Genomic DNA, 20086 nt, shown 5'->3' on the forward strand with positions numbered 1-20086 from the left:
GGCAAATGAATAACAGTCAAAAAGCCCTTCTTATCATTCCAATGTTTGGCGACGGCGGATGATTGAGGGGTTTTTTGCTGCCTCGGCAGCTTAGGCATGGTTTTTTATTCCCTTTTGGAGATATTCACCCGTAATTTCTACGAGTTTTAGTGTTAATAATAAAATTACTATAAATTTCTCGCCTTGGCACATCGATTTTTACTATATCCAGGGGGAATTGCCTACTCAGTTGTACGAAAAGGGATATGTTAGTTTTTTCAGTCTTCAGTGGCAAAATGCTGATCAAGTTGATCCAACAGAGCTAGGCCGACTTGAGGATCTCCCATAACCGCCATGGTTTTGAAGCGAGTATAGGCATCAAACTCCGCGAGGGCAATATTAGAAAATTCCTCCATGAGCTTGTTCAGACTTATCCCTCGGCTTTTTGCAAGTTGCTTGAGGCGTAAGTGTTTATCATCGGGTAAGCGAATTGTCAGAGTTGCCATTCAGAGTAGCTCCACGGGTTTGAGGATGGATAAATGGGGAAAGATTAATTCTGCACCTTGGAAGTCTTTGGTATTGTTCGTCACAATTATTGCTGCGTCTCCGGCAATCGCCAATTCAATCAAGTGATTATCTCCTTCGTCCTTTAGATTGGGTCGCCAGAGATAATAAACAGATATCCACTCGCATATTCTGATAAAGGCTGCCAGCAATGCCTGAATCTCTTGCTGATTTAAGGGAGATTTATCCATGATGTCTGCCCGATTGAGGAGAGACTCATACTCAGTGAAAAGTGTATTGCCCATTAAAGGCTGATATTTTCCCTGGAGACAAAACCGGAGAATCTTTCGACTATCTCCAGATGCACTGATTAGAGCACTGACAAAGACATTAGTATCGACAACAATACGGGTAGCCATACTCAAAAGATAGCATATATGCCATCATTTTTGTAAGCCAAAATTTAAGCCACTCCACTGCTCTACTTCATGGACAGTGGTTTTACCCAGGCGAAAGTCAGTGCCGGATGGAGTGTCCTGGGGAAAGAGATAGGCTTCGAGTTTCCCGTCATATTGGATGATCCGCCAGAAATAATCAGGAATATCATTCGGTTCGTCGGCATTGATCAGGCTGAGAGGCTGATTATCATAGGCAGTGCCGACAATCACATGAACCTCGCCATGCTGTCGGACGAGATCCCGTTCATAATCCTCTAACTTCTTCCAAGCACCCCGGTTCAAGGCAGCCTTCTGGGGAGTAATGTTTGATAGGTAGTTCACCTGTTGCCAGTTCTTCCCTCGGAATGAGGCGAGGGGAGCCAGATGACCCCGGTCATAATTACCCCATTTATAAGCACCTCGGAAGTCTTCGGGTTCCAAGGTCTGGTCACGGGCGATCGCCGGATCAGCTTCCCATTCGCGGTCTTGGTCAGAACTGCCAGTGATGGTGGCTCGGTCTAAACGGAAAGCAACCCAATCAGCGAATTTAGTATTGTCGTTGGAACTGAGGCAGTAGATATCTCTCACCACTAGGTCATTAGTGGCTGGTGTTCCAGTAGGTAAGCCGTTGGGGAGATGGATGGGGCAAGGGTTATTGCTGGCAATCGCCGCTTGGGGGGGAGCTGCACCCTGGGAGTCTGTCGGTTGGGATTGAGTTGGAGTAGAGTTTTGCGCCTCATTGGGTTCCGTGGGGGGGGCGTAATTTTGTGCGCCAAAAAAGACTAGGCCGATGCCAATCAATAAAGGGATAGCTCGGATGGGATGCTTGATGATTGATTTGGCTAAGGCGATCGCCCACTTGATGTCTCTCATGGATGCTGTAATATTGACTCTCTCCATTATCTAGGGAGACTGCCAAAAAAAGGGGGCGAAGCCCCCAGCAGAACAACTAGCGAGAAACAGGAACCGAAACGACCCAGACCAGCCCAGAGACAGAGCAGACCCCGGGACGCACCCAGACCGGAACACCCACCAAGCGGGAAGCCCGGAACCCGAACCGAGCCGCAGCACCAGGGGAAGCGAACTCAGCCCAGACCACCGAACCAGAGAATGACCGAGACGAACCCCGCACCGACCAACCGACACAACCACAGGACAAGGCAAGGCCAGAAACACGGCGGAACGGAACCAGAGCACGGGAACCAGAACGACCGACAGAAAAAGAACGACGAATCACGGCAAAAACCTCAGCAACGAAAGGATAAAAAACAAAAGGGGGCGAACCCCCAGGAAAAAACTAGACAAGAACACCGGAGCGACGGAGCCGACCGACCCGGGCCGACAACGCCCCACCAGAAAGCGGGCGACCAGAACGAGAAAGCAGCAGACAGCAAGACGAAGGGACGACGGCGGCACGGACGGCCAGGGAACAAGCAGGCCCAGAAACAACCACGGGCACCGAACGAGAAACAGCAGGAGCCGAGCCAGCAGAACCAGAACGGCCAAAGACAACAAGAAACAAGACAGAAACGAGAAACCAACAGAGCAAAAACACGGGCAAAACCCCCAAAAAAACAACAATGCGGCCACACCGCAAGGGTTTTTCAGCCCCGCTCAGTAACCTGTGGCAATTCAGTGACGACCAGCGGAAAGCCCGGAGTGCGCGAGGAAAATGCACCCTGGCCGCGCGGAAAGTAACCTTGTCAAATCACCAGTAACGGTGCCTCTGGAAGTCGCGCATTGGGCCAGACCGAAATCAATATCAGCGCCGCAGCTCGGTATAGGCTTTGTAGCGGGTATTTGGCGGGGAAAATAGAAAACCTGTGTGGCCTCAATAACCTGTGGCGAGGCAGTGAACTTTTTGGGAATATTCAAGTTCGCCAGCATAAAGCCCCCAAGGGGGCACGTGCCTTCGCGGCGTAGAGCGATGGGCTTATAAATTGCGCATAGCGCACGATATTTTAAGGACTAGGGAAAAAATGAAAAATCCTTGGGCTGTTAGATACCCAAGGAAGTCTGTCAGTGTTTTTGTTCTACTGTTCATCTTCGCAAATATTGTTAATTTTTGCGGTTAGGTTCTCTTTTTCTGCGGTTAGCTGGGCCAAAAGATTCTGAAAGTTGAGATATTCGGCAGGGCTGCCCTGACCACGCTGGAAGTAGATTTCAAAAAGTTGAAGGCGTTTTTGCTCGGCCATTAATTCTGCTTCTAGGTCGGCCAGTTGATCAAGGTCGGCTTGGATTTGGTCGGCGATCGCCTGTCTTCTCATCTCAGTCCTGATATCGGCTTCCACTAGATTGAGGCGACTGGCATCGGCCTGGGCTTCGGTAGTGCGGATTTGTAACTCGGCCCGTTGGCGGTCGCCACCACCAAAAAGATTTTGAATGATACTGATGGGATTAGGGTTTAACCAAGTAGTCCAGCGGCGATCGCGTTGGTAATCGGCTGAGGCTTCAAGATTCTCTAAACGAGCTACTTCAACATTTTTAGCCTGGGCAATCAGTTGTAAATCGGGGTCATCCTCGACCTGGCACTGGGTCAGGGCCGCCAAGTCGTAGGGTAATTTCGGCGTTGATTGTGCCTTCACTCTGCTCCAACCACCTGATGCGGCGCACAGTACCAGGGTAAGGGCTACGGACGGTAGAGACTTGAGCAAGGCGACTTTCCACATCGGCGAGTTTGGTATTGAGGTCACTGAGTTGGTAGGCACGGCTGCGCTGTTGGTTCTCGAACTCCTGTAATTGCTGCTGGTAGGCAAGGGCGTTGGCATTGGCTCTTTCGATGCGTTCGGTGATCGCCAGGGAGGAAAGATATTCCTGATGCTGCCGCTGGGCCTGGGCATCCTTGAGGGCGGCGATCACCTTGTTGAGTTCTAATTCGGCGGTCTGTTGGTCAATCTTAAGGGTTTCGAGTTTGGCTTTCTCGTGGGTGACTAGCAGTGGCTCATTGAGCTGGGCAATTTCTTCAATGAGGGATTTCTGGTCGGCAACAGCTAATTTGGCTAATTCTAATTTGGTAGTGGCCTGAGCGATATTGACCTTGTGGGTTTCGTAACTCACCGGAGGTAGTTCCGGGGTCATTGGAACAGCACGGGGGGCTAAGGGTGGGGTGACTTTAAGGGTTTCGAGGCGGGCGATCGCCAATTGTAATCGCTGTTTTTCCACCAGAAGGCGATCTCGATCCTGGGGGCGATCGGCAATGACCTGATTAATTTCCACGGTATCTCCTTCTTTCACCTTGAGGTCGTCCAGTTCAGTGAGTTTGACCTTGAACGTATAGCGGCTAGGACTGTTGGCGATTTCTTCAGTTACCTCCAGCTCGTCATCCTGTTGCTGTTGGGCGATGGAACCAAGGGGGAGGAGAAAGGCACCGAAACTCATAAAGATCACCATCACTGAAAACAGGTAGCGGATGGGTTCACTGGGCTTTAGTTTGTGTGCGGCAAAATTCAGCATCATTTTCTGGTGTAAGACAAAAAATCACAAAACAGCGACCTAACTCTCTCTTATGCCAATTTACGGTGAAATTCAAGGGAAATTCACGATTCTCTAAGGGTGCGTTGGTTTGGTGTAAGACAAAAAATACCCTCTCCGGCTCTCAGCCACCTCCCCCAAGGGAGGATAATTGGTTGCAGAGTGTACTAAAAAAGAGGCAATGGTCGATGTGGGTAATCTGGAGACAATAAGATGATAGACAATCAGCATATTGGTTCTTCATTGGATGGCCTGTTAAAAGAAGACGGGATTTTGGCTGAGGTTAACGCTTTAGCTCTCAAGCGGGTATTGGCTTGGCAACTGAGCGACAAGGCTTGAGCTGTTCTTATTTGCAAAGATTGCTTGATCCTGAAAATACCTCAGTAACGCTAAAAAGCATGGAAAAAGCAGCGGCGGTCATTAGGAAACGACTACGGATTGGGCTGGATGATATTAAGGAGCCTGTCAATGATCTGTCTACCTCCTAATCGCCATTCTGTAGGGAAAGTCTGCGGTAAGATTCTGGTAGAGTTGACTAAACTAAGATGTAAAAACTTTAGGAGATAAGTTATGGGAGAAGCAAGACGACGTAAGAAGTTAGATCCTAATTACGGAAAACCCAAACCAGTTAGTAATACCTGGCAAGAAGAGAATTATGCCTGTTACGGCGACAGAGCGGAATACTTTAAAAATCTCGACTTCTATCTGAATCAAGGAGGTGCTTTTGAGAAAGAACTTCCAAAGCATCATAAATATAAATCAGTTCAAGAAAGCACACTCTGGCAATTTATTGAAAATGCTGTTGATAATGAAGAAGAGTCTGCCAGCTATATTCTTAATAAAGTCAAGTCAATATCTGATTTAACTAAAATTCCCAGTGACTTATTGAGTCTAGTTGACAAATCTATCATGTCGAAAAGAAATGGAGACCTGAATCAAGCATTTAAGTACTATAATCAAGTATTTGACATGAACCAGACTTGGTTCATGCTGTGGTACGGACTTGCAAAACTTTTGTGTTTATTCAGGGAATATCGCATGGCTTTTTCATGCATAAAAATTTGCGCATTTCTATATCCAAAGATGCACAATGGAAAACAGTATCATTCTGATCCTAATTTGTCATATCATTATGATCAAATGCAGTCTCTAGCTGCTGGGGAAGAAAACGAATCATATTTGAAGACTTTAGGGAGACCTCTCAATACCGCTAGGTTTAGAAATTCAAGCGGCAAAGTAATTAAGAGTTCTCCAGTATTTAAGATGCAAATTGTAAAACCAGATCAGTAAATCTTGTAGAGTAAACTAATGAAATATAATGCACTATTTTGTTGATTCCTTTAATTGGATATACACTATGTTTTGCTCATATATGCTATTAAACTATATGCTAAAAATGCACCTTAATTTCCGCTCGTTTTTCCGTACCTTACAGGACTCCGAGCAAAATATGATTAAAACCCATGCAAGTAAAATTTATTGTTGGTAGTTTAAGTCACTGGGCGATCTTCATGCAAAAGTGTACATAGTTTGGTCACTGAATGATAGAAAAATCTCATAAAGCCTGCCGTCAAAATATTAAATAAGAAGTTAATTTCAATGAAACATAAAGCAAAGAATAAGAAAAAACAAAAAAAATCCAAGAAAGGTTTAAGCTATATTAAAAGCATTGAAATGCAAAAAAAATCATTTACTATTGCAGATCATATTGAGAAACATATATGTGACATTGGCATTGCATCTTTAGGAAAAGATGGCAAAATTAGAGCAAGCAGAGCATTGCTAGAGGGCTATATACCGGGGTGGCAATATGACTCCACAGAACAGATTGCTTATAGAATAGAGCATGAATCAACCCTAAAATTTTCGCTGGTTTTTGATAAGCTAGTTTTTCAAAAAGAAGTTTCTGAAAAATACCTTACCATTCAAAATTTACAGCGCCAAACTAAGCTTTATTTAGAAGAAAAAAATATACCTATGTTTGAACAAGCATGGGCAAAACTTAAGAAAATTCAGCCCAGTAATCGAGAAGCTGATATTTGTTCTGATCAAGGTTGCTACCAGTATAATCTAGGAAATTTTAATGCAGCAATGGAAAAATTTAATCTTGCAAATTTTCTCAATCCTTATCATGCTCTTGCCTACCATAATCGAGGTGTTTATTATTCTAAAATAGAAAAAAAATATGAAAAAGCTCTTGAAAACTTCAATATCTCTATCGATATAAATCCCGGAGATTCTGATACATATATTGAGAGAGGAATGACATTTTTCAATTATGGAAAAATAAGCCATGCAATCCATGATTTTGAGAAGGCAATAATACTCAATCCTAGTTCAAACAATGCATATCTTAATCTAGGAGCTGCTCTTTCTATGATAGGAGATTATCAGAATGCCATTCAAAATTTAAATAAGGCGATTGAATTAAAAAGTAACGATGCAGACGCTTATTTTAACCGTGCTTATACCTACCTTCACCTTGAATATTATCAACAAGCTTTAAATGATTATGATGAAGCCGCTAATTTCTATAAGCAACAAGGTAAAATTTCTGATTTTCAAGATTCATTAAATCGTATTAGTGAGATTAAAAAAATACAAAAATCTGAATGAAAGGAGAAAGAAAAATAGGTAGTTCTAAAGAAACAAGGATGTATTGTAGTGATGGATGAAAAACCAAATCGCTCCAACGTGATTTTCTTGCTTTTTTCTCTGAGCATTCACCAATATACACACCGATAATCTCGCGGGTACTCACATCCATCGCTAACCAAACCCATTGCTTATTGCTTTTATTTTCCACAAATGACTACATCTCATCACATTGAATCGTCAATTTGCCTTTGTTTGATGTGCTTTGAATTTCTTGAGGCACGGATTTATATTTCCAGTTGACGTAACCTTGCAACCGGGACAATATAGCTTTTCTCCTTACTCTTTTAAGACTACCACTCATCTTTTTTAGGACAGAAAAGTGGGTGCTGGAGAAAAAGCTTTGAAATTGAGCTGACCGATCGCCCACTGGTCTTGGAAAATTGAAATCGCCTGATTCAGGTCAGCATAGGTTAGGTTAATCCTAGTCCCATAGACCTGAACTTCTGATGGTAAGGAACTGGGCAGTTCATCAGGGAAATCAATGGTGACGCTGCCAGAAACCAGAACAAGACTGTTGGAATAACGCTGGGCGATCGCCTCCAAGGTTTCCCCTAACGGCTCATCATTAAAACCCTGGGTAAAGGTTTCGGTCGTTTGCTCATTACGAATATCTAGGCGCACAAGGGTGGGAATAATATCGCCATTCTCAGCCACCTTATAAACGCCCTGACCATCAGTAACCAGATAGCCATTATCCTCGGCCACGATGAAAAATGTTTGATTGACGGGTTTACGGTCACTGGCCCAAACCCCTTCCACATGGAGCCAGGTCGCGTACTGGGCAGCATTGGCATTGTAGGCTTTGATGCTGTGGTCTCGTAGATTGAGGGTGCGGCTGGCAACATCCCGAAAACCGCCATTACTCAATAGATTCAGGTTGAGGAACAGAATTAAGACAGCGATCCCCAGCACCCAGTATTCAGCCTTGCCCCCGGTCTTCATGCGCCGCTTGGGATTCATCCCGCATACACACCAGGCTTGGAGAGGATAAAACAACTGTACGCCCTGTTTGGTGAAGGTGTCACTAAAAATAGCTAAAAAGTGACCCAAGGGTAAGGCGATCGCCCAGGGGGTCGGGATACCGAGGAAATACCAGAGTGCTCCGGCGATCGCACTGAGGACGGCATTAAACAGAAGGCAGTGGGTGACGGTGCGGTGGGGGTAACGGTCTTCAAGCCAATGACTGACAGGAAAAAAGACCTGACCCACCAGGCTATGGGAGCTATCGAGGTCAGGAATTTGTGAGCCAATAATCGCTAAGCCTAGCACCACTGGGTCAGCGGTTTGCAACAGTAGGGTAGTGCCACAAACGCCAATAATGGCATGGGTTACACTCATCATGGTTCATTCCTCCAGTTTGGTGTAAGACAAAAAATACCCCCTCTGCCTATCGGCATCTCCCCAGAGAGGAGAACACCCCTCTAGCTCCCCTCAAGGGGAGAAGTTTATTGACCATACTTCCGCCTCGCGCCTCGGATTTTGCCGATCTGCCGCAGCATCACCCCCAGCACCAGGGCGATCCCGCCGATGACATAGAGACCGCGATCGCCAGTGCCTAGACCAATGAACCGGACGATGGAAAAGGCCATCAAAGCAGAGATGATGATTGGGCTAATGTCGAGATACAAACTATGCTCCGGCTCTGGATTTAAACCTAGCTTCTCGTTCCGCACTGCTTTACGGGCTAACAAAGGATTCCGGCCAGCAACAGTTAATAGTTTGGCGATTTGGTGGTCACTAAGGGTTAGATTATTCCTCTCGGCCTCCTCCAGAATCACACCTCGGATCGCCTCAATAGAGGGCCGCTCTAATTCCACCTCCAGCATCTGTAGGTAGATGTCGCGCTTAATCACTGCGACGGCGATCGCCACGACAATCACCTTACCCATGCGCATGAGGGTTTCTAGCCAATAACGGATAGATGCAGGTAGCCGCTTTGCTTCCGGGATAATCAGCAGGCTACCCTTCTCAATTTCTTGGGCTAACTTCTCCTTAATTTCATCCGCCGTCAACTGGCGATCGCCAATCACCTCCCCATCCTTGTTGTACTTGGGTTCAACGGTGTCCACCCGAAATTGTTTGGCCAGCTCCATGAGGAAGGTTTTGGTACTGCCTTGGTAGGCGACAATCGCCCAGGGTTCAATGTCCACCGCGGCGGCGATCGCCTCCGGTAGTCCCTCGAATAAGCCCGCTTCCCCCAGGACAAGACAATGGTGGCCTTCCTGGATGATGGAAATAATCTGGCTTAAGTTTTCTGGATTGACCCGCTGCGATATTTGGTAAGGATCTGGCTGGCGATCGCGGCGGGATTGGCTAAAGGGTCACGGATCGCCCTCCGGGTCTGCTCAATCTTGCGGCGTAAATCTTCCGGTAGATCATCCTCGGTCATTTGCTCGACGAGGTGGGCCATGACCAATTCCGGCTGGAGGATTTGCTTTGCTTTCTTAGCCTGGGCAATGCGAATGAGAGCATCAAGATCGGACTCATCGGAAAGGTCGAGGTTATCCATGGAGGTGGTCGGAAATTCAGAGATTATCCCCTCTTCATAGAGCACCGGAAACTCATCACCGGAATCTGTTGAAAGTTCTCCACCCTGGGCGACCGGACTATCAGTAATAGCCTCATCAGAAGTGACTGGAATATCATCATGCTGATGGTCTGGAATAGCACCGGAATTTGGAAGAGGTGGAGGAATTACATCAGACTTTTCCGGTTGAGCTTCCAGCGAATTTAGAGAAGTGGAATCTTCTTTTTCCGGTGGCATTGGGGCCATAGATTCCGGTTGGGATTCCAGTAAATCTTTAGTAGTTTCCGGCGTAGATTCCGACGGTGCGTTTAGAGATTCCTTGTAGGCCAATAACGTTTCCAGTTCCGCCTGGGTAATGGTTGTCCGGCCATCACGACGTTCCGGTTTGATTCCGGTGGCCTTGAGATAGGCATAATATTGGGACTTTCCGATACCGAGTTTCCGCTGGGCTTGATTCCGGTCGTACATGAAAATTTTTTTATTTTCTATAGATCCATAATATGGCCGCATTATCCGGTGGACTTTCCGGTAAACATTCCGGTGCTGATTCCGGCCATATTTAAGCATAACCGGAAACCAAAGCGTTGATCCCCTCCTAACCAGACCGGAAATTTAATAGTGACTAGAAAAATAATTATCAGCGGAATATTTGCTTTCCGGGGTGACCAATGACGAAAGAAGGTTAGTTGAGAATTGCGGAGATCGCCTCATTGTCATTTGAGAGAGTGCTAAAAAAGATAGAGATATTTAATCCTCAGAAAAAAGCAGTAGTAAAGGCCCGGTAATATGCCTCATCAGCACGCAGTAATTTTCCGTACAAAAGGAAGCATAAAGTACGATGGTAATCATCAAGTCTGAAGGAACGAGAGATGAAAAATCGGTATCCTGAGAACTGGCCTGACATTGCTCTCAAAGTGAAACAAGCAGCCCGATGGCGATGCCAGGAATGCGGTTTGAAGTGTATTGAACCCGGGCAAAAAACTAAAGGACTGAGCCGTAGTGAGATCGCTAAACATTGCCTCGCTGTCCACCACCAGAATTACAAACCCGAAGACAATCGTCCCGAAAACCTGATCGCCCTTTGTAGTGCCTGCCACTGCGCCAAGCATCAGGGAAGACGCGGTTCCATTACCATCGGTCAACTAGAACTGATTTCATAGGGACGGGCTGAGGGACATTGAAAAAGCCTTTACTCAAAATATTCCTTGGTGATGTCGTGACCGGGCTGATTTCCCTGCTCAAGTAGTGCCCCGGCTTCTGGAATCGATTGGGAAACAGCATTGATCAGCTTCTCCACAAGACCCCGAACCATGAGGCCACTTTCACCATGAATCCAGTGTTGTGCTGTCTGGAGATAGGCAACGAGCACGAATATCTCAAAGGCACTTAGGGAAAGGGGGATTTTGGAGTCGTTGTTGATTAGGGATTGGAGAATGTCGTTGTTGTTCATCTGTCTGCACGATTATTTTTTGTCTTACACCAAATCCGGAACCGGACGGACTTTGGCAATTGAGGCGGGAATTTTTGTCTTACACCAGATTATTCAAGTCTGCCTGTCTCAATAAAGTTCAAGATACGAACCACATTTTGATTGGCTTGGATCAATTGATATACCGCTGTGACCTGGGGAAACTTGATGCGCTTCGACCTCGTTGACCATCGTTGCTGATTCTCCTGCCACTCTCTCCATTGATAAAACCAGCGGTAGTGATGGGGATAATCAAGGGCAATATCTTTGGGTACCCGTTCCCCTTGGATGATGGGATAGGTTTTACCACGGCGGGCTTCAGTGAATGGGACTAAACAACCAGAGGCTTTCCCGCTACTGCCCCGTGGTCTACCGCGCCTTTTGTTGCTGGTGCCAGTCAACGAAGTGGAGGGCGATCGCCGCTTGGGCTGGGGTAACGGTTTTTCCGGCAAGTCTGCGGACATCGTTACGTCCTTTAAGGCCACTGGGAACGAGGTAGGCAGTTGGGTAAAGCGTTGTCCGGTGATTGAGCTGAAGAGATTCCATGGAAAACCCATATACATCGCCATCGCCTCGGGGCTGAATTGATAGCCAGGGGGAATAATGCTTAATTGCTTCAGCCTTTGTTCTAACTTCGTCTGACCAGCATTGCGCTTCGTGCCGCTGCCCGTCGTCAAGGTAGGCAATAACAAATGTTCTTTCCCGTCGGTGGGATGCGCCGAGTTCACTAGCGGCGACTGTAAAGCCTGTTGTTTGATAGCCAGCCATTCGGCATCCCCCAAGGATTGCTCGTAAACCTCTAGTGGCAATGCCCACAGGTTGTTCCCAGATGAAGTATTGGGGCCGGACTTGGCAGAGGATACGCAGTCCTTCGCGCCATAATTGTGATTCGGGGTGATGGAGTCCAGTTTTGCTGCCTGCATGGGAGGTTCCGGTGCAGGGGAAGCCGCAGGTGATGAGGTCGAATGCTTTTTGTTGGGGGTGGTAGGTGCGGATGTCTTTGTGAATGGTGACTTTGGGGAAGAATTCCGAGTAAACGGCGCTCCCTCCGGGGACAGCGAAGCTGCGCGCCTGTTCGTCGATGTCGCAGTAGTCCATGGTTTTGATGCTTTCGGAATAATATTTGGCGATTGCGTGGGAGAAGCCCCCAATGCCGCCGAAGAGTTCGCAGTGTCTGAGCATTGTTGTAGATCGTTCAGATAGTCGAGCAATGGTATCCCAGGTTCTGGTGGGAGGGATTTTAGCCACTGCTCAAATCTTTCTTCACCCATGTCTATGCACCCTGAAAAAAAGGGAACCTCCGTAAAAATATGTATAGGTGTACTCAGTACAGGACAAAAAGCTTGAAAAGGATAGAGGGAGAGGGTTTGATGGAAATAAGCACAAATCAATCAAGCCCTCATGAATCAGATTAGCGAAATTCGCCGCCAATTGCGACCTCATCTCGGATGGCATGGAGCCAGACTGTCATTTATCGCCCTCTTCCTGGTGGCACTGTTCCGGGCTAAAACCGTCAATCTCGCCGAACTCGCCACCGTCTGGGGAGGCAATGCAGCAGAAGAGTCTAATTACAAACGCATGCAGCGATTCTTTCAGTCCTTTGACGTCAACATGGACAAAATCGCCAGGATGGTAATGAATATCGCGGCTATCCCGCAACCTTGGGTCTTAAGCATCGACCGCACCAACTGGTCATTGGGGACAACTGACTTCAACATCCTAATGCTGTGCGTCGTCCATGAGGGTATCGGCTATCCATTGATGTGGACGATGCTCAAAAAGAAGAGGGGCAACAGCAATAGTACAGAGCGGATGGATTTGCTCGAACGCTTTGAAACCTTATTTCCCAATATCGAGATTGCCTATCTCACGGGAGACCGAGAGTTTATCGGCAAGCCCTGGTTATCGTATCTGATGCTCGATAAGCCTATTCCCTTTCGTCTGCGCCTACGTCAGACCGACAAAATAAGTAAAGGCAAAGGTCAACCCGCCATCGCGGGGTCACATCTGTTTCGCTCCTTAGCCATTGGCGAAACAAGAATACTGCCAGGAAAACGGTGGGTCTGGGGTCGTCAGGTCTATGTCATGGGCACTCGTCTCGACTCGAAACGAAGAGCTAGTAAAAATGAGGATGAGTTTCTGATTATCATCACCACCCATGACCCTCAAAATGCTTTAGCAGATTACCGTCGTCGCTGGGGAATTGAAACCCTGTTTGGAGCTCTTAAGACCCGTGGCTTTTGCTTGGAATCGACCCATTTTACCGATAAGGTGCGTTTGTCGAAGCTGCTGGCTCTGTTGGCCATTGGCTTTGTTTGGGCGATGAAAGCGGGTTTATGGCGACATATCCAAAAGCCGATTCGTATCATCAAGGCCCATGGCCGTCGAGCTCGGAGTTTGTTTCGCTATGGCTTTGACTTATTGCGTCGCTTTTTTACCGCTTCTCCCCAATCTCTACTTGGGTCAGAGTTTCACCCCATACAACTTTTGTCCTGTACTTAGATAATTCTTACAAGTTAAAGAAATTTCTTTCATCATATCCGAGTCAGTTTGGAATGGTTAGGTTCTCAGTACAGGACAAAAACTTGAAAAGGATAGAGGGAGAGGGTTTGATAGGAATTAGAAGATAACCAAGCAAACCCTCATGAGTCAGATTAGCGAAATTCGCGACCAATTGCGACCCCATATTGGATGGCATGGAGCCAGACTCTCCTTCGTTGCGATGTTCCTGATAGCATTATTCCGGGCGAAAACCGTCAATCTCGCCGAACTCGCCACAGTCTGGGGAGGTGACGCCACTGAGGAGTCCAATTACAAGCGCATGCAGCGATTCTTCAAGTCCTTTGAGGTCAACCTGGATAAAATCGCCCAGATGGTGATGAATATCGCGGCTATCCCGCAACCTTGGGTCCTGAGTATTGACCGCACCAACTGGTCATTCGGAACAACGGATTTCAATATCTTGATGCTGGGTGTTGTCCATGAAGGCATCGGTTATCCACTGATGTGGACAATGCTGGAGAAGAAGAAGGGCAACAGCAACAGTACAGAGCGCATGGATTTGTTCGAGCGTTTTGAAATCTTATTCCCCGATGCGGAAATTGCCTATCTTACAGGGGACCGAGAGTTTATTGGTAAGCCCTGGCTGTCATACCTGATGCTGGATAAGCCCATTCCCTTTCGTCTGCGCATCCGTCAGACCGACAAGATTAGCAAAGGTAAAGGACAACCAGCGATTGCGGGAGCTCACTTATTTCGGTCATTGGCCATGGGTGAGACAAGAATCCTGCCGGGAAAACGGTGGGTCTGGGGTCGTCTGGTCTATGTCATCGCTACTCGTCTTGACTCGAAACAAAAATCGAAGCAAACGGATGATGATTTTCTGATTATCATCACGGCCCATGAGCCTCAAAATGCTTTAACAGATTACCGTCGGCGTTGGGGGATTGAGACTCTGTTTGGAGCCCTCAAAACCCGTGGCTTTTGCTTGGAATCGACTCATTTTATCGATAAGAGACGTTTGTCGAAGCTGCTGGCTCTGTTGGCCATTGCGTTTGTCTGGGCGATGAAAGCGGGTTTATGGCGACATAGTCAGAGGCCGATTCGCATTATCAAGGCCCATGGCCGTCGAGCGCGGAGTTTGTTTCGCTATGGTTTTGACTTATTACGTCGCTTTTTTACCGTTTCTACCCAACCTCTACTTGGGTCAGGGTTTCACCCCATACAATTTTTGTCCTGTACTTAGATAGGTGTATACAAAAGATACGGAGGTATTATAGATAGACAAATATACAAAAATCAACACCAAGAGCAATCAGGTTCAGCACTTCACTGTTCCTAGAAAACACCTGACTTAACAAATGAATTGAGAGCTGAGGATTAGACGTCGCCTAATTCCTGTTTGATTTCTTCTAGAAGGTCAGGATGCTCACGAATTACCTTAACGAGGATACGCCGCATCAAGGGTGTATTTTTAGTCCCATCTTCGCGAGTGAGGACATCAGCAATATCCTGGGGCACTCGAATGCAGTAATTGACTGAGGCCATCTTTTCTTTTTTATCGAGATCGGATAATTTACGTTCGGCGACTTCCCAAAACTTTTCAGTCATTGTGGGATGAGGATTGCGCATATTTATTCACAAAAAGCCTAGTCTACAAGGACATAATATCATTCTTGAATATTTTCATGTTCTACTAATGCGATTTCAAGCATCGCTTCGATAATGCCCTCTTTGAATGCTTGTTTGATTGGGGGTGGGGCGTTACGAATTTGGGGGGTTGCTTGGTGGCCAAGGATGAACCGCTTAAATGCTGTGGGGTCATCGTCTGGGTTGAGTTCAGTGAGGGCGGTGCGGGTGAACTCATAACCAAGGGCTTTAGCTGTGTTCGTATCCATATCGTTTGTATCAAGAGAAAACTGGGCACTTTAGCAAAAGGTTGTGCCCAAGTCAGATTTTTGCAAGGTGATCATAAATATTCGATGGCATCACCTGCTGTTGAGCAAAGATGTCCATCATCGGAGAGATATTCTGTATCTCTGCCCTTGGGGAAATTTACCCTTATCCAGGCATCGAAAATATCACCGTGGGGATAGCCTCTGTCTTTTTCCCAGAAGCCAACGCCATGGCCTTGGATTGTGAAATATAGATCATTACCAATGCGGCGTAATTGCTCTATATCTAGGGTTTTCAAGTGGGGATGATTATCTTTGTAGAACTTTTCGCATAGGGTAGTGGCTTCAAACTTCATGGCAGAGTCATAGCCTTGGTAGTCTTCCTGGGAGATGTCGGTATCTTCCCAGAAGTCCGGGTTATCGATAGTGCAGAAGTCGAGGGCTTCAAAATAGCCAGATAGGATATCCGCTAGTTGCTTGTGCTCATGTGTGTCCATGTTTTACCTGTGTGAGTGGGGACAGGCAGTTTGATGACTTACCCAGGTCGAATTTTATCGTTATTGGTAGAGATATAGTCCTAAGCCAAACTTGGCACAGGCTCGTCGGAAAGCCATACTCTCGGCATTACTGGATGGATCGCCATAGGGATGCTCGACCACTTCTCCGCTGCGCTTGACTAATTTGAGAGTTTCGGTGCCAGTGGCTTCTCGATAGACTCGTCCCTCGGCAACGGCGAGGGTTAATCGTCCGGTCAAAAATAGGCGATCGCCTGTGGTTTCCATCTTCACAATTTCCCAAGTCCAGGCAGGGCAATATTTATCCAGAATCTTCACGGCATTGTGCCAGGGTAAGTAAGTGATATTCCGATCTTTGATGCCTAGGAGGGCATCGGGGATAGGTCGGGATAAAGTCTCAATGGTTTGCTTCAATGTCCATTCGCCAATGCTGCTGGGGCGTTGGGTTTGAGGGGTTGTGGTGGTAGTCATAGTATTTAGTCTTCCAATAGAATTTCTTCTGCTTGTTCAAAAAGTTTGTAGAGTCGGGTGGTGCCAGGTTTACCAAGGGCTTGTTCTACATTCCAGGTGCGGGAATAGTGCTGCTCGATGTAGTTGCGGAGTTTGATAAGTTCCTGGGCTAAGGCTTTAGCGTTGGGTTTGTTCATGGGATTTGTCATGCCCCCCACTGAGGAGGGCTAAGTTTACGGCACGTTATTTAATACGAATGGACTGACCTCGTTGGCCAAGGTGGGCAATTTCTAAGGCTTCCTCGTCGCCTGCTTCAATGGCCTCACGGATTGCAGTGGTGTCAAGTTCAATTTTCTGGAACCGCTGAGGTAAGGCTTCTACATTGAGATCTTCCCGTAGAATCAGGGGAGCTTTCCCGCCATTGTTGGCAAGGGTAATCCGGTGTCTAGGGGTATCTAGGCGTTTGATTTCAAGGGATTGGAGATGGGTTTGCAGTAGGGTCTTGAGGCGACGGGCTTTGTTCTCATCACTACGGGCTAACTCCTGTAACTGCTTGGCTCGTTCTTTGCGGGCAGTGGCACGGGCTTGTAATTCCTGGATCAGTTCAACATAGTTGTCTACTTTCTCTTGCAGGTTGGTCTGGGAATCTGCGAGAAAATCAAGGATCGTCTGTTCTTGGTCTTGGTCGTTGGCGTTCTCTAGGAGTTCTTCAAGTAGGCGAATGTCTGTGGTGATTTCAAATAAAGTGTTCATGATTTTAGTTCCTGAAAAGTAAATGTTTGGGATAGTGCCCCCAAGGTGGGGGCTGTGTTTATTGGGGGGATTATTTGTGCGCCATAAAATAGGCTTCGTCGGTTACTCGGTTGTAGTTATTCATGAGATTAAAATCCATAGGTTTTCATGGTTGCGACTAATCGGGCGGTTTCTTCTGGATTGATAAAAAGATCGGGATATAGTCGGACGATCGGGCTGGGGCGTAGGTATTGCGTAGCGAGGTTCGCTAGACCGACCCAATAAAGGGCGCTGTCGTGCCAGTAGGATCGGTGGTGCATTTCTAGGCAGAAATATCTAAAGTCGTTCAGGCGTTTTCTGTTCATGGGGTTAGGGTGGGGGGACGAGTCCCCCACGGTGATTATGATTAACTGCGGTGATAAACGAAGACTTGATAATTCGGAGCAGGGGCCGAAAAATAATCGTTAATAAACCAGTCACGGGCGATCGCCTCTAGATCGATGTAACTGGGGTTTAAGCCTGCGGCCTCTACTGCGTCTAGGGTGCCGTCGTCTTCTAGGCACTGCTCGACAAACATCGATTCACTGTTCCAAGTGCCGCGATAGTCTTCTTTGAACTGGGCGACAGTATCCGCTACACAATCGCCATAGGTGAACGTTGCGTAATACTGGGTAAAAGCTGGGCCATGGTCGGCGATCGCCTCTCCCAAAGTAGCAACCGTCTCGAAATCTTCCCATTCGCTGAGCTGAATATCGCCAAAACCTTCATAATCATGGATCGCCCATTCCTCGCAAATGTCGCCAAGTTGCCAAGCCGGGGAAGTCTTGAGCATGGCCCGTACTTTTGCTTGGATGTCATCTACGTCTTGGTCAGCATCGATCCAAGCTCCATGTAGGAAGCCGTTGTTGTAGGCCGCAAGGCAAGCTACATAGATCCGGGGGGTATCGGTCAGAGTAGACATGATTTTTAATTCCTAAAATTCTTGAAAAATTGAAGCGGTGGGGGACAATGCCCCCAATGAACTAAAAGGGCAGATCCTCTAAGGGGATAAATGCCGTGCTTTTGGGATGTTGTTTGAATAGGGCGATCACTGCTTTGCCGTGGTCAACAATGGCCGGGCGATCGCCGCGTCGGATGATCACAATAGGCTCGGCAAAGTCAGCGGGATGGGGGCTAGTGGTTAAGTGGCCGCCCTGGGAATCATGGACGAAATAAAGCATCACTAATCCCTCCCCTAGTAAGGCAACCAATCAGAAGGAAACAGGTCACAGCAAGGATATTTAATCTCTAAGCTGTGCGCCTCAAAATAGCTGCAACCATAGGCAAGGTCACGCCATTCATTCTCGATGTCTGCGTTGGTGAGGGGCTGGGAAAACTCCATGTCTGATTCGGCGCAAATTTCCCCATGAAAACTGGTAACAGCAGTAAAGTTGAAACGATAACGGGTATTCCAGCAAACCCGAACCCCTGCCGGAAGCTCTACGTCTCTAGTCTCGAACTGGTAACGGCCAATCGTAGTGTTATAGGCCGTCCGGTCAGCCATCTCCGATAGCTGCCGTAAAATATCTAAAGCAGTCATAACTAGCTTCTCCTAGTTGTGGTTGTTAGGGCGGGGTTGAGAATTGCAGTTCTCTCCTCGCCTGTTCTTACATTATACCCTTGTATACAAGGAAAATAAACAAAAAATAGATAAGAAAATCTAATATAAAAATAAACTAATAAGCCTTGTATACAAGGTAAAATATAGAGGTAGCTAATAAAGAGAGAGAACAAGCTATGCTCGCATTTAGCGGCCCTAGAAAACTCACACCGCAAGAAACAAAACAAGTGCTAAACCTACTCCCCGCAAACCCTCCAGCGGTCGGGGTGGGAGATGCCAAAGGACTAGACGCCCTAGTAGCAGAACACTACGCAGGAAAAACAGACCTCACCATCTACCATGTAGAAGGCCGAGAAAGATGGCAGTTCGCCGCTCGCAGTCAACGCATGGTAAACGATGCCACTGAGCTAATCGCCTTCCCGAATAAACCCTGTCCAGAAAGCTGCACCCCGGCTAAACCCTTCAGCGGCCATGGGTCAGGAACCTGGGGGACGATCGCCTATGCCGTAAAGAAAGGGCTAAGGGTGACAATCTACCCTCTCGACGGTAGCCAAGTGCCGAGCTGGGCAGAACAAAGACAGCTAACTTTGATCTAAACCCGCAGGGCCGCAAGGCCCACGAGCGGCAGGGGGCTACGGCAAAAACAAACAGCCCCCGACCACGAAAACAGCCGACCAACACACAAAAGGGCAAAAGCACACGCTACGCGCGCCCCTACCCCCTCCAACCCACCCCTCTCTCTTTCTACTAGCGACGTGCCGCCCAAGAAACAAAAAAAGCACGCCACAAACGCCGGGATAGGGACGTAGCTTGCTTAGGCCCCAACGTATAAAAACTGCCCGACAGCCGAAGATCGCCGACGTAGGAGGCCAACGTAAAAAGACACGGGCTAACGGACTCCGGCGGACTGGTGTTGCTAAAATGCCTTTTCGCGGCTAAGGAAGCGTAATTACGCCGCAATCGTGCGGCATCCTTATTTCTATCCTGTCGCTCCGCCTATACCCATCAGTAGGGGATTGGGGTTTAGAAAGTAGCAGTCACGTTGGCGGCAAGTAACCTTTCGGGAACAGGACTTTCTGGGACAGCAGGATGAGACTTGGTGGGCAGTGAGCGGAAGGTAGGCAATAACCTGAATGGGGACAGGTAAAGCGGCAGTATGCGGCTTTTTGAATAATCAAAGACAACCGTCATCGGCGCTTTGCGCGGACGACACCTTATTTCCTGTCCCCTCGAACTTAAACCAGGGATGTGGGGTGATCGCCATCATTGTCGATATTGATGTAAAACTTTTTCCTTTTTTGAGGTTCAGCTTTTATTCTTAGAGATATCGAACTCTAAAAACTTTGGATCA

Annotated in this window: 29 protein-coding genes; 6 read left to right on the forward strand and 23 right to left on the reverse strand. The window is 47.3% G+C overall.

All coding sequences use genetic code 11. From position 1 onward, the window contains the following. Positions 1-257 precede the first annotated feature (257 nt). From AWQ23_RS14780 to AWQ23_RS14805, 7 genes are all read right to left on the reverse strand, one after another. Positions 258-485, reverse strand: a complete 228-nt coding sequence (locus tag AWQ23_RS14780; RefSeq protein ID WP_030008266.1) for a toxin-antitoxin system HicB family antitoxin — start codon at positions 483-485, stop codon at positions 258-260. Then, positions 486-902, reverse strand: coding sequence for a putative toxin-antitoxin system toxin component, PIN family (locus tag AWQ23_RS14785; RefSeq protein WP_062436904.1), 417 nt, complete (start codon positions 900-902; stop codon positions 486-488). A 24-nt stretch (positions 903-926) separates the two neighbouring features. After that, positions 927-1793 (reverse strand): DNA/RNA non-specific endonuclease, encoded by an 867-nt coding sequence (locus AWQ23_RS14790; protein WP_062436906.1) that lies wholly within the window; start codon positions 1791-1793, stop codon positions 927-929. A gap of 76 nt (positions 1794-1869) precedes the next feature. Beyond that, on the reverse strand, positions 1870-2157 hold the full coding sequence (locus tag AWQ23_RS16065; protein ID WP_157072255.1) for a hypothetical protein: 288 nt from the start codon (positions 2155-2157) through the stop codon (positions 1870-1872). Between the two features lie 60 nt (positions 2158-2217). Beyond that, positions 2218-2598 carry a hypothetical protein gene (locus AWQ23_RS16070; protein WP_157072256.1) on the reverse strand — a complete coding sequence of 127 codons (381 nt, stop codon included), beginning with the start codon at positions 2596-2598 and terminating at the stop codon, positions 2218-2220. 355 nt (positions 2599-2953) lie between these two features. Continuing rightward, a complete protein-coding gene (locus AWQ23_RS14800; RefSeq protein ID WP_232309014.1) occupies positions 2954-3505 on the reverse strand; it encodes a hypothetical protein in 552 nt (183 codons plus the stop codon). Then, positions 3435-4376, reverse strand: a complete 942-nt coding sequence (locus AWQ23_RS14805) for a hypothetical protein (protein WP_083500758.1) — start codon at positions 4374-4376, stop codon at positions 3435-3437. Before AWQ23_RS14805 ends, AWQ23_RS14800 begins: the two co-directional genes overlap by 71 nt. Positions 4377-4961: 585 nt before the next feature. On the opposite strand from AWQ23_RS14805, the gene AWQ23_RS14815 reads away from it, so the two are divergent. Beyond that, positions 4962-5681, forward strand: coding sequence for a hypothetical protein (locus AWQ23_RS14815; protein ID WP_062436913.1), 720 nt, complete (start codon positions 4962-4964; stop codon positions 5679-5681). Between the two features lie 309 nt (positions 5682-5990). After that, on the forward strand, positions 5991-7007 hold the full coding sequence (locus AWQ23_RS14820; RefSeq protein ID WP_062436915.1) for a tetratricopeptide repeat protein: 1017 nt from the start codon (positions 5991-5993) through the stop codon (positions 7005-7007). A 348-nt stretch (positions 7008-7355) separates the two neighbouring features. On the opposite strand, the gene AWQ23_RS14825 is transcribed toward AWQ23_RS14820, so the two are convergent. The 3 genes from AWQ23_RS14825 to AWQ23_RS14835 all read right to left on the reverse strand — a co-directional run bounded on the left by AWQ23_RS14825 (position 7356) and on the right by AWQ23_RS14835 (position 10044). Further along, the gene (locus AWQ23_RS14825) at positions 7356-8390 is read right to left on the reverse strand and encodes a metal-dependent hydrolase (protein ID WP_062436917.1); all 1035 of its coding nucleotides are present in this window, start codon (positions 8388-8390) and stop codon (positions 7356-7358) included. 104 nt (positions 8391-8494) lie between these two features. Further along, a complete protein-coding gene (locus AWQ23_RS14830; RefSeq protein ID WP_232309015.1) occupies positions 8495-9199 on the reverse strand; it encodes a hypothetical protein in 705 nt (234 codons plus the stop codon). A gap of 95 nt (positions 9200-9294) precedes the next feature. After that, positions 9295-10044, reverse strand: coding sequence for a hypothetical protein (locus AWQ23_RS14835; RefSeq protein ID WP_062436919.1), 750 nt, complete (start codon positions 10042-10044; stop codon positions 9295-9297). Positions 10045-10445: 401 nt separating this feature from the next. Between AWQ23_RS14835 and AWQ23_RS15805 the strand changes: the two genes are divergently transcribed. Next, on the forward strand, positions 10446-10736 hold the full coding sequence (locus AWQ23_RS15805; RefSeq protein WP_071884967.1) for an HNH endonuclease: 291 nt from the start codon (positions 10446-10448) through the stop codon (positions 10734-10736). A gap of 29 nt (positions 10737-10765) precedes the next feature. Here the strand turns inward: AWQ23_RS15805 and AWQ23_RS14845 are convergent, their stop codons facing one another. The 3 genes from AWQ23_RS14845 to AWQ23_RS14850 all read right to left on the reverse strand — a co-directional run bounded on the left by AWQ23_RS14845 (position 10766) and on the right by AWQ23_RS14850 (position 12226). Further along, on the reverse strand, positions 10766-11026 hold the full coding sequence (locus AWQ23_RS14845) for a hypothetical protein (protein WP_062436922.1): 261 nt from the start codon (positions 11024-11026) through the stop codon (positions 10766-10768). An 89-nt stretch (positions 11027-11115) separates the two neighbouring features. Next, positions 11116-11508 (reverse strand): hypothetical protein, encoded by a 393-nt coding sequence (locus AWQ23_RS16075; RefSeq protein WP_157072257.1) that lies wholly within the window; start codon positions 11506-11508, stop codon positions 11116-11118. Beyond that, positions 11414-12226, reverse strand: a complete 813-nt coding sequence (locus AWQ23_RS14850; RefSeq protein ID WP_071884968.1) for a DNA cytosine methyltransferase — start codon at positions 12224-12226, stop codon at positions 11414-11416. The genes AWQ23_RS16075 and AWQ23_RS14850 overlap by 95 nt, the downstream gene beginning before the upstream one ends. Before the next feature lie 219 nt (positions 12227-12445). Here AWQ23_RS14850 and AWQ23_RS14860 point away from each other — a divergent pair, with 219 nt between their 5' ends. Beyond that, positions 12446-13546: an IS4-like element ISSysp2 family transposase gene (locus AWQ23_RS14860; protein WP_062432013.1), complete on the forward strand. Its 1101-nt coding sequence runs from the start codon at positions 12446-12448 to the stop codon at positions 13544-13546. 142 nt (positions 13547-13688) lie between these two features. Continuing rightward, positions 13689-14789 (forward strand): IS4 family transposase, encoded by a 1101-nt coding sequence (locus AWQ23_RS14865; RefSeq protein WP_062433311.1) that lies wholly within the window; start codon positions 13689-13691, stop codon positions 14787-14789. 134 nt (positions 14790-14923) lie between these two features. On the opposite strand, the gene AWQ23_RS14870 is transcribed toward AWQ23_RS14865, so the two are convergent. The 10 genes from AWQ23_RS14870 to AWQ23_RS14905 form a co-directional block, all read right to left on the reverse strand. After that, positions 14924-15154: a hypothetical protein gene (locus AWQ23_RS14870; protein WP_138071136.1), complete on the reverse strand. Its 231-nt coding sequence runs from the start codon at positions 15152-15154 to the stop codon at positions 14924-14926. 59 nt (positions 15155-15213) lie between these two features. Continuing rightward, the gene (locus AWQ23_RS14875) at positions 15214-15441 is read right to left on the reverse strand and encodes a hypothetical protein (protein WP_062436930.1); all 228 of its coding nucleotides are present in this window, start codon (positions 15439-15441) and stop codon (positions 15214-15216) included. Between the two features lie 71 nt (positions 15442-15512). Continuing rightward, positions 15513-15935: a hypothetical protein gene (locus AWQ23_RS14880; protein WP_062436932.1), complete on the reverse strand. Its 423-nt coding sequence runs from the start codon at positions 15933-15935 to the stop codon at positions 15513-15515. A gap of 60 nt (positions 15936-15995) precedes the next feature. Next, a complete protein-coding gene (locus AWQ23_RS14885; RefSeq protein ID WP_062436934.1) occupies positions 15996-16424 on the reverse strand; it encodes a DUF1071 domain-containing protein in 429 nt (142 codons plus the stop codon). A gap of 5 nt (positions 16425-16429) precedes the next feature. Continuing rightward, positions 16430-16612 carry a hypothetical protein gene (locus tag AWQ23_RS16080; RefSeq protein ID WP_198158736.1) on the reverse strand — a complete coding sequence of 61 codons (183 nt, stop codon included), beginning with the start codon at positions 16610-16612 and terminating at the stop codon, positions 16430-16432. A 34-nt stretch (positions 16613-16646) separates the two neighbouring features. Continuing rightward, positions 16647-17156 (reverse strand): siphovirus Gp157 family protein, encoded by a 510-nt coding sequence (locus tag AWQ23_RS14890; RefSeq protein ID WP_062436936.1) that lies wholly within the window; start codon positions 17154-17156, stop codon positions 16647-16649. 128 nt (positions 17157-17284) lie between these two features. Continuing rightward, positions 17285-17500, reverse strand: coding sequence for a hypothetical protein (locus tag AWQ23_RS16085; protein WP_198158737.1), 216 nt, complete (start codon positions 17498-17500; stop codon positions 17285-17287). A gap of 41 nt (positions 17501-17541) precedes the next feature. After that, positions 17542-18096 (reverse strand): antirestriction protein ArdA, encoded by a 555-nt coding sequence (locus AWQ23_RS14895; RefSeq protein WP_062436938.1) that lies wholly within the window; start codon positions 18094-18096, stop codon positions 17542-17544. Between the two features lie 61 nt (positions 18097-18157). Next, entirely contained in the window at positions 18158-18355 is a 198-nt protein-coding gene (locus AWQ23_RS14900) for a hypothetical protein (RefSeq protein WP_062436940.1), read from the reverse strand. Between the two features lie 14 nt (positions 18356-18369). Then, a complete protein-coding gene (locus tag AWQ23_RS14905; protein WP_062436941.1) occupies positions 18370-18714 on the reverse strand; it encodes a hypothetical protein in 345 nt (114 codons plus the stop codon). A 197-nt stretch (positions 18715-18911) separates the two neighbouring features. On the opposite strand from AWQ23_RS14905, the gene AWQ23_RS14910 reads away from it, so the two are divergent. Then, the gene (locus tag AWQ23_RS14910) at positions 18912-19331 is read left to right on the forward strand and encodes a hypothetical protein (RefSeq protein ID WP_062436943.1); all 420 of its coding nucleotides are present in this window, start codon (positions 18912-18914) and stop codon (positions 19329-19331) included. Positions 19332-20086: the final 755 nt, after the last annotated feature.

The sequence above is a fragment of the Picosynechococcus sp. PCC 73109 genome, from assembly GCF_001521855.1.
Taxonomy (GTDB): Bacteria; Cyanobacteriota; Cyanobacteriia; order Cyanobacteriales; family MRBY01; genus MRBY01.

Bases quoted from the DNA above. Each gene is read 5' to 3' on its own strand.
- AWQ23_RS14780 (WP_030008266.1), bottom strand. From the start codon at position 485: ATGGCAACTCTGACAATTCGCTTACCCGATGATAAACACTTACGCCTC.
- AWQ23_RS14785 (WP_062436904.1), bottom strand. From the start codon at position 902: ATGGCTACCCGTATTGTTGTCGATACTAATGTCTTTGTCAGTGCTCTA.
- AWQ23_RS14790 (WP_062436906.1), bottom strand. From the start codon at position 1,793: ATGAGAGACATCAAGTGGGCGATCGCCTTAGCCAAATCAATCATCAAG.
- AWQ23_RS14805 (WP_083500758.1), bottom strand. From the start codon at position 4,376: ATGATGCTGAATTTTGCCGCACACAAACTAAAGCCCAGTGAACCCATC.
- AWQ23_RS14815 (WP_062436913.1), top strand. From the start codon at position 4,962: ATGGGAGAAGCAAGACGACGTAAGAAGTTAGATCCTAATTACGGAAAA.
- AWQ23_RS14820 (WP_062436915.1), top strand. From the start codon at position 5,991: ATGAAACATAAAGCAAAGAATAAGAAAAAACAAAAAAAATCCAAGAAA.
- AWQ23_RS14825 (WP_062436917.1), bottom strand. From the start codon at position 8,390: ATGATGAGTGTAACCCATGCCATTATTGGCGTTTGTGGCACTACCCTA.
- AWQ23_RS14835 (WP_062436919.1), bottom strand. From the start codon at position 10,044: ATGTACGACCGGAATCAAGCCCAGCGGAAACTCGGTATCGGAAAGTCC.
- AWQ23_RS15805 (WP_071884967.1), top strand. From the start codon at position 10,446: ATGAAAAATCGGTATCCTGAGAACTGGCCTGACATTGCTCTCAAAGTG.
- AWQ23_RS14845 (WP_062436922.1), bottom strand. From the start codon at position 11,026: ATGAACAACAACGACATTCTCCAATCCCTAATCAACAACGACTCCAAA.
- AWQ23_RS16075 (WP_157072257.1), bottom strand. From the start codon at position 11,508: ATGTCCGCAGACTTGCCGGAAAAACCGTTACCCCAGCCCAAGCGGCGA.
- AWQ23_RS14850 (WP_071884968.1), bottom strand. From the start codon at position 12,226: ATGCTCAGACACTGCGAACTCTTCGGCGGCATTGGGGGCTTCTCCCAC.
- AWQ23_RS14860 (WP_062432013.1), top strand. From the start codon at position 12,446: ATGAATCAGATTAGCGAAATTCGCCGCCAATTGCGACCTCATCTCGGA.
- AWQ23_RS14865 (WP_062433311.1), top strand. From the start codon at position 13,689: ATGAGTCAGATTAGCGAAATTCGCGACCAATTGCGACCCCATATTGGA.
- AWQ23_RS14870 (WP_138071136.1), bottom strand. From the start codon at position 15,154: ATGACTGAAAAGTTTTGGGAAGTCGCCGAACGTAAATTATCCGATCTC.
- AWQ23_RS14875 (WP_062436930.1), bottom strand. From the start codon at position 15,441: ATGGATACGAACACAGCTAAAGCCCTTGGTTATGAGTTCACCCGCACC.
- AWQ23_RS14880 (WP_062436932.1), bottom strand. From the start codon at position 15,935: ATGGACACACATGAGCACAAGCAACTAGCGGATATCCTATCTGGCTAT.
- AWQ23_RS14885 (WP_062436934.1), bottom strand. From the start codon at position 16,424: ATGACTACCACCACAACCCCTCAAACCCAACGCCCCAGCAGCATTGGC.
- AWQ23_RS16080 (WP_198158736.1), bottom strand. From the start codon at position 16,612: ATGACAAATCCCATGAACAAACCCAACGCTAAAGCCTTAGCCCAGGAA.
- AWQ23_RS14890 (WP_062436936.1), bottom strand. From the start codon at position 17,156: ATGAACACTTTATTTGAAATCACCACAGACATTCGCCTACTTGAAGAA.
- AWQ23_RS16085 (WP_198158737.1), bottom strand. From the start codon at position 17,500: ATGAACAGAAAACGCCTGAACGACTTTAGATATTTCTGCCTAGAAATG.
- AWQ23_RS14895 (WP_062436938.1), bottom strand. From the start codon at position 18,096: ATGTCTACTCTGACCGATACCCCCCGGATCTATGTAGCTTGCCTTGCG.
- AWQ23_RS14900 (WP_062436940.1), bottom strand. From the start codon at position 18,355: ATGCTTTATTTCGTCCATGATTCCCAGGGCGGCCACTTAACCACTAGC.
- AWQ23_RS14905 (WP_062436941.1), bottom strand. From the start codon at position 18,714: ATGACTGCTTTAGATATTTTACGGCAGCTATCGGAGATGGCTGACCGG.
- AWQ23_RS14910 (WP_062436943.1), top strand. From the start codon at position 18,912: ATGCTCGCATTTAGCGGCCCTAGAAAACTCACACCGCAAGAAACAAAA.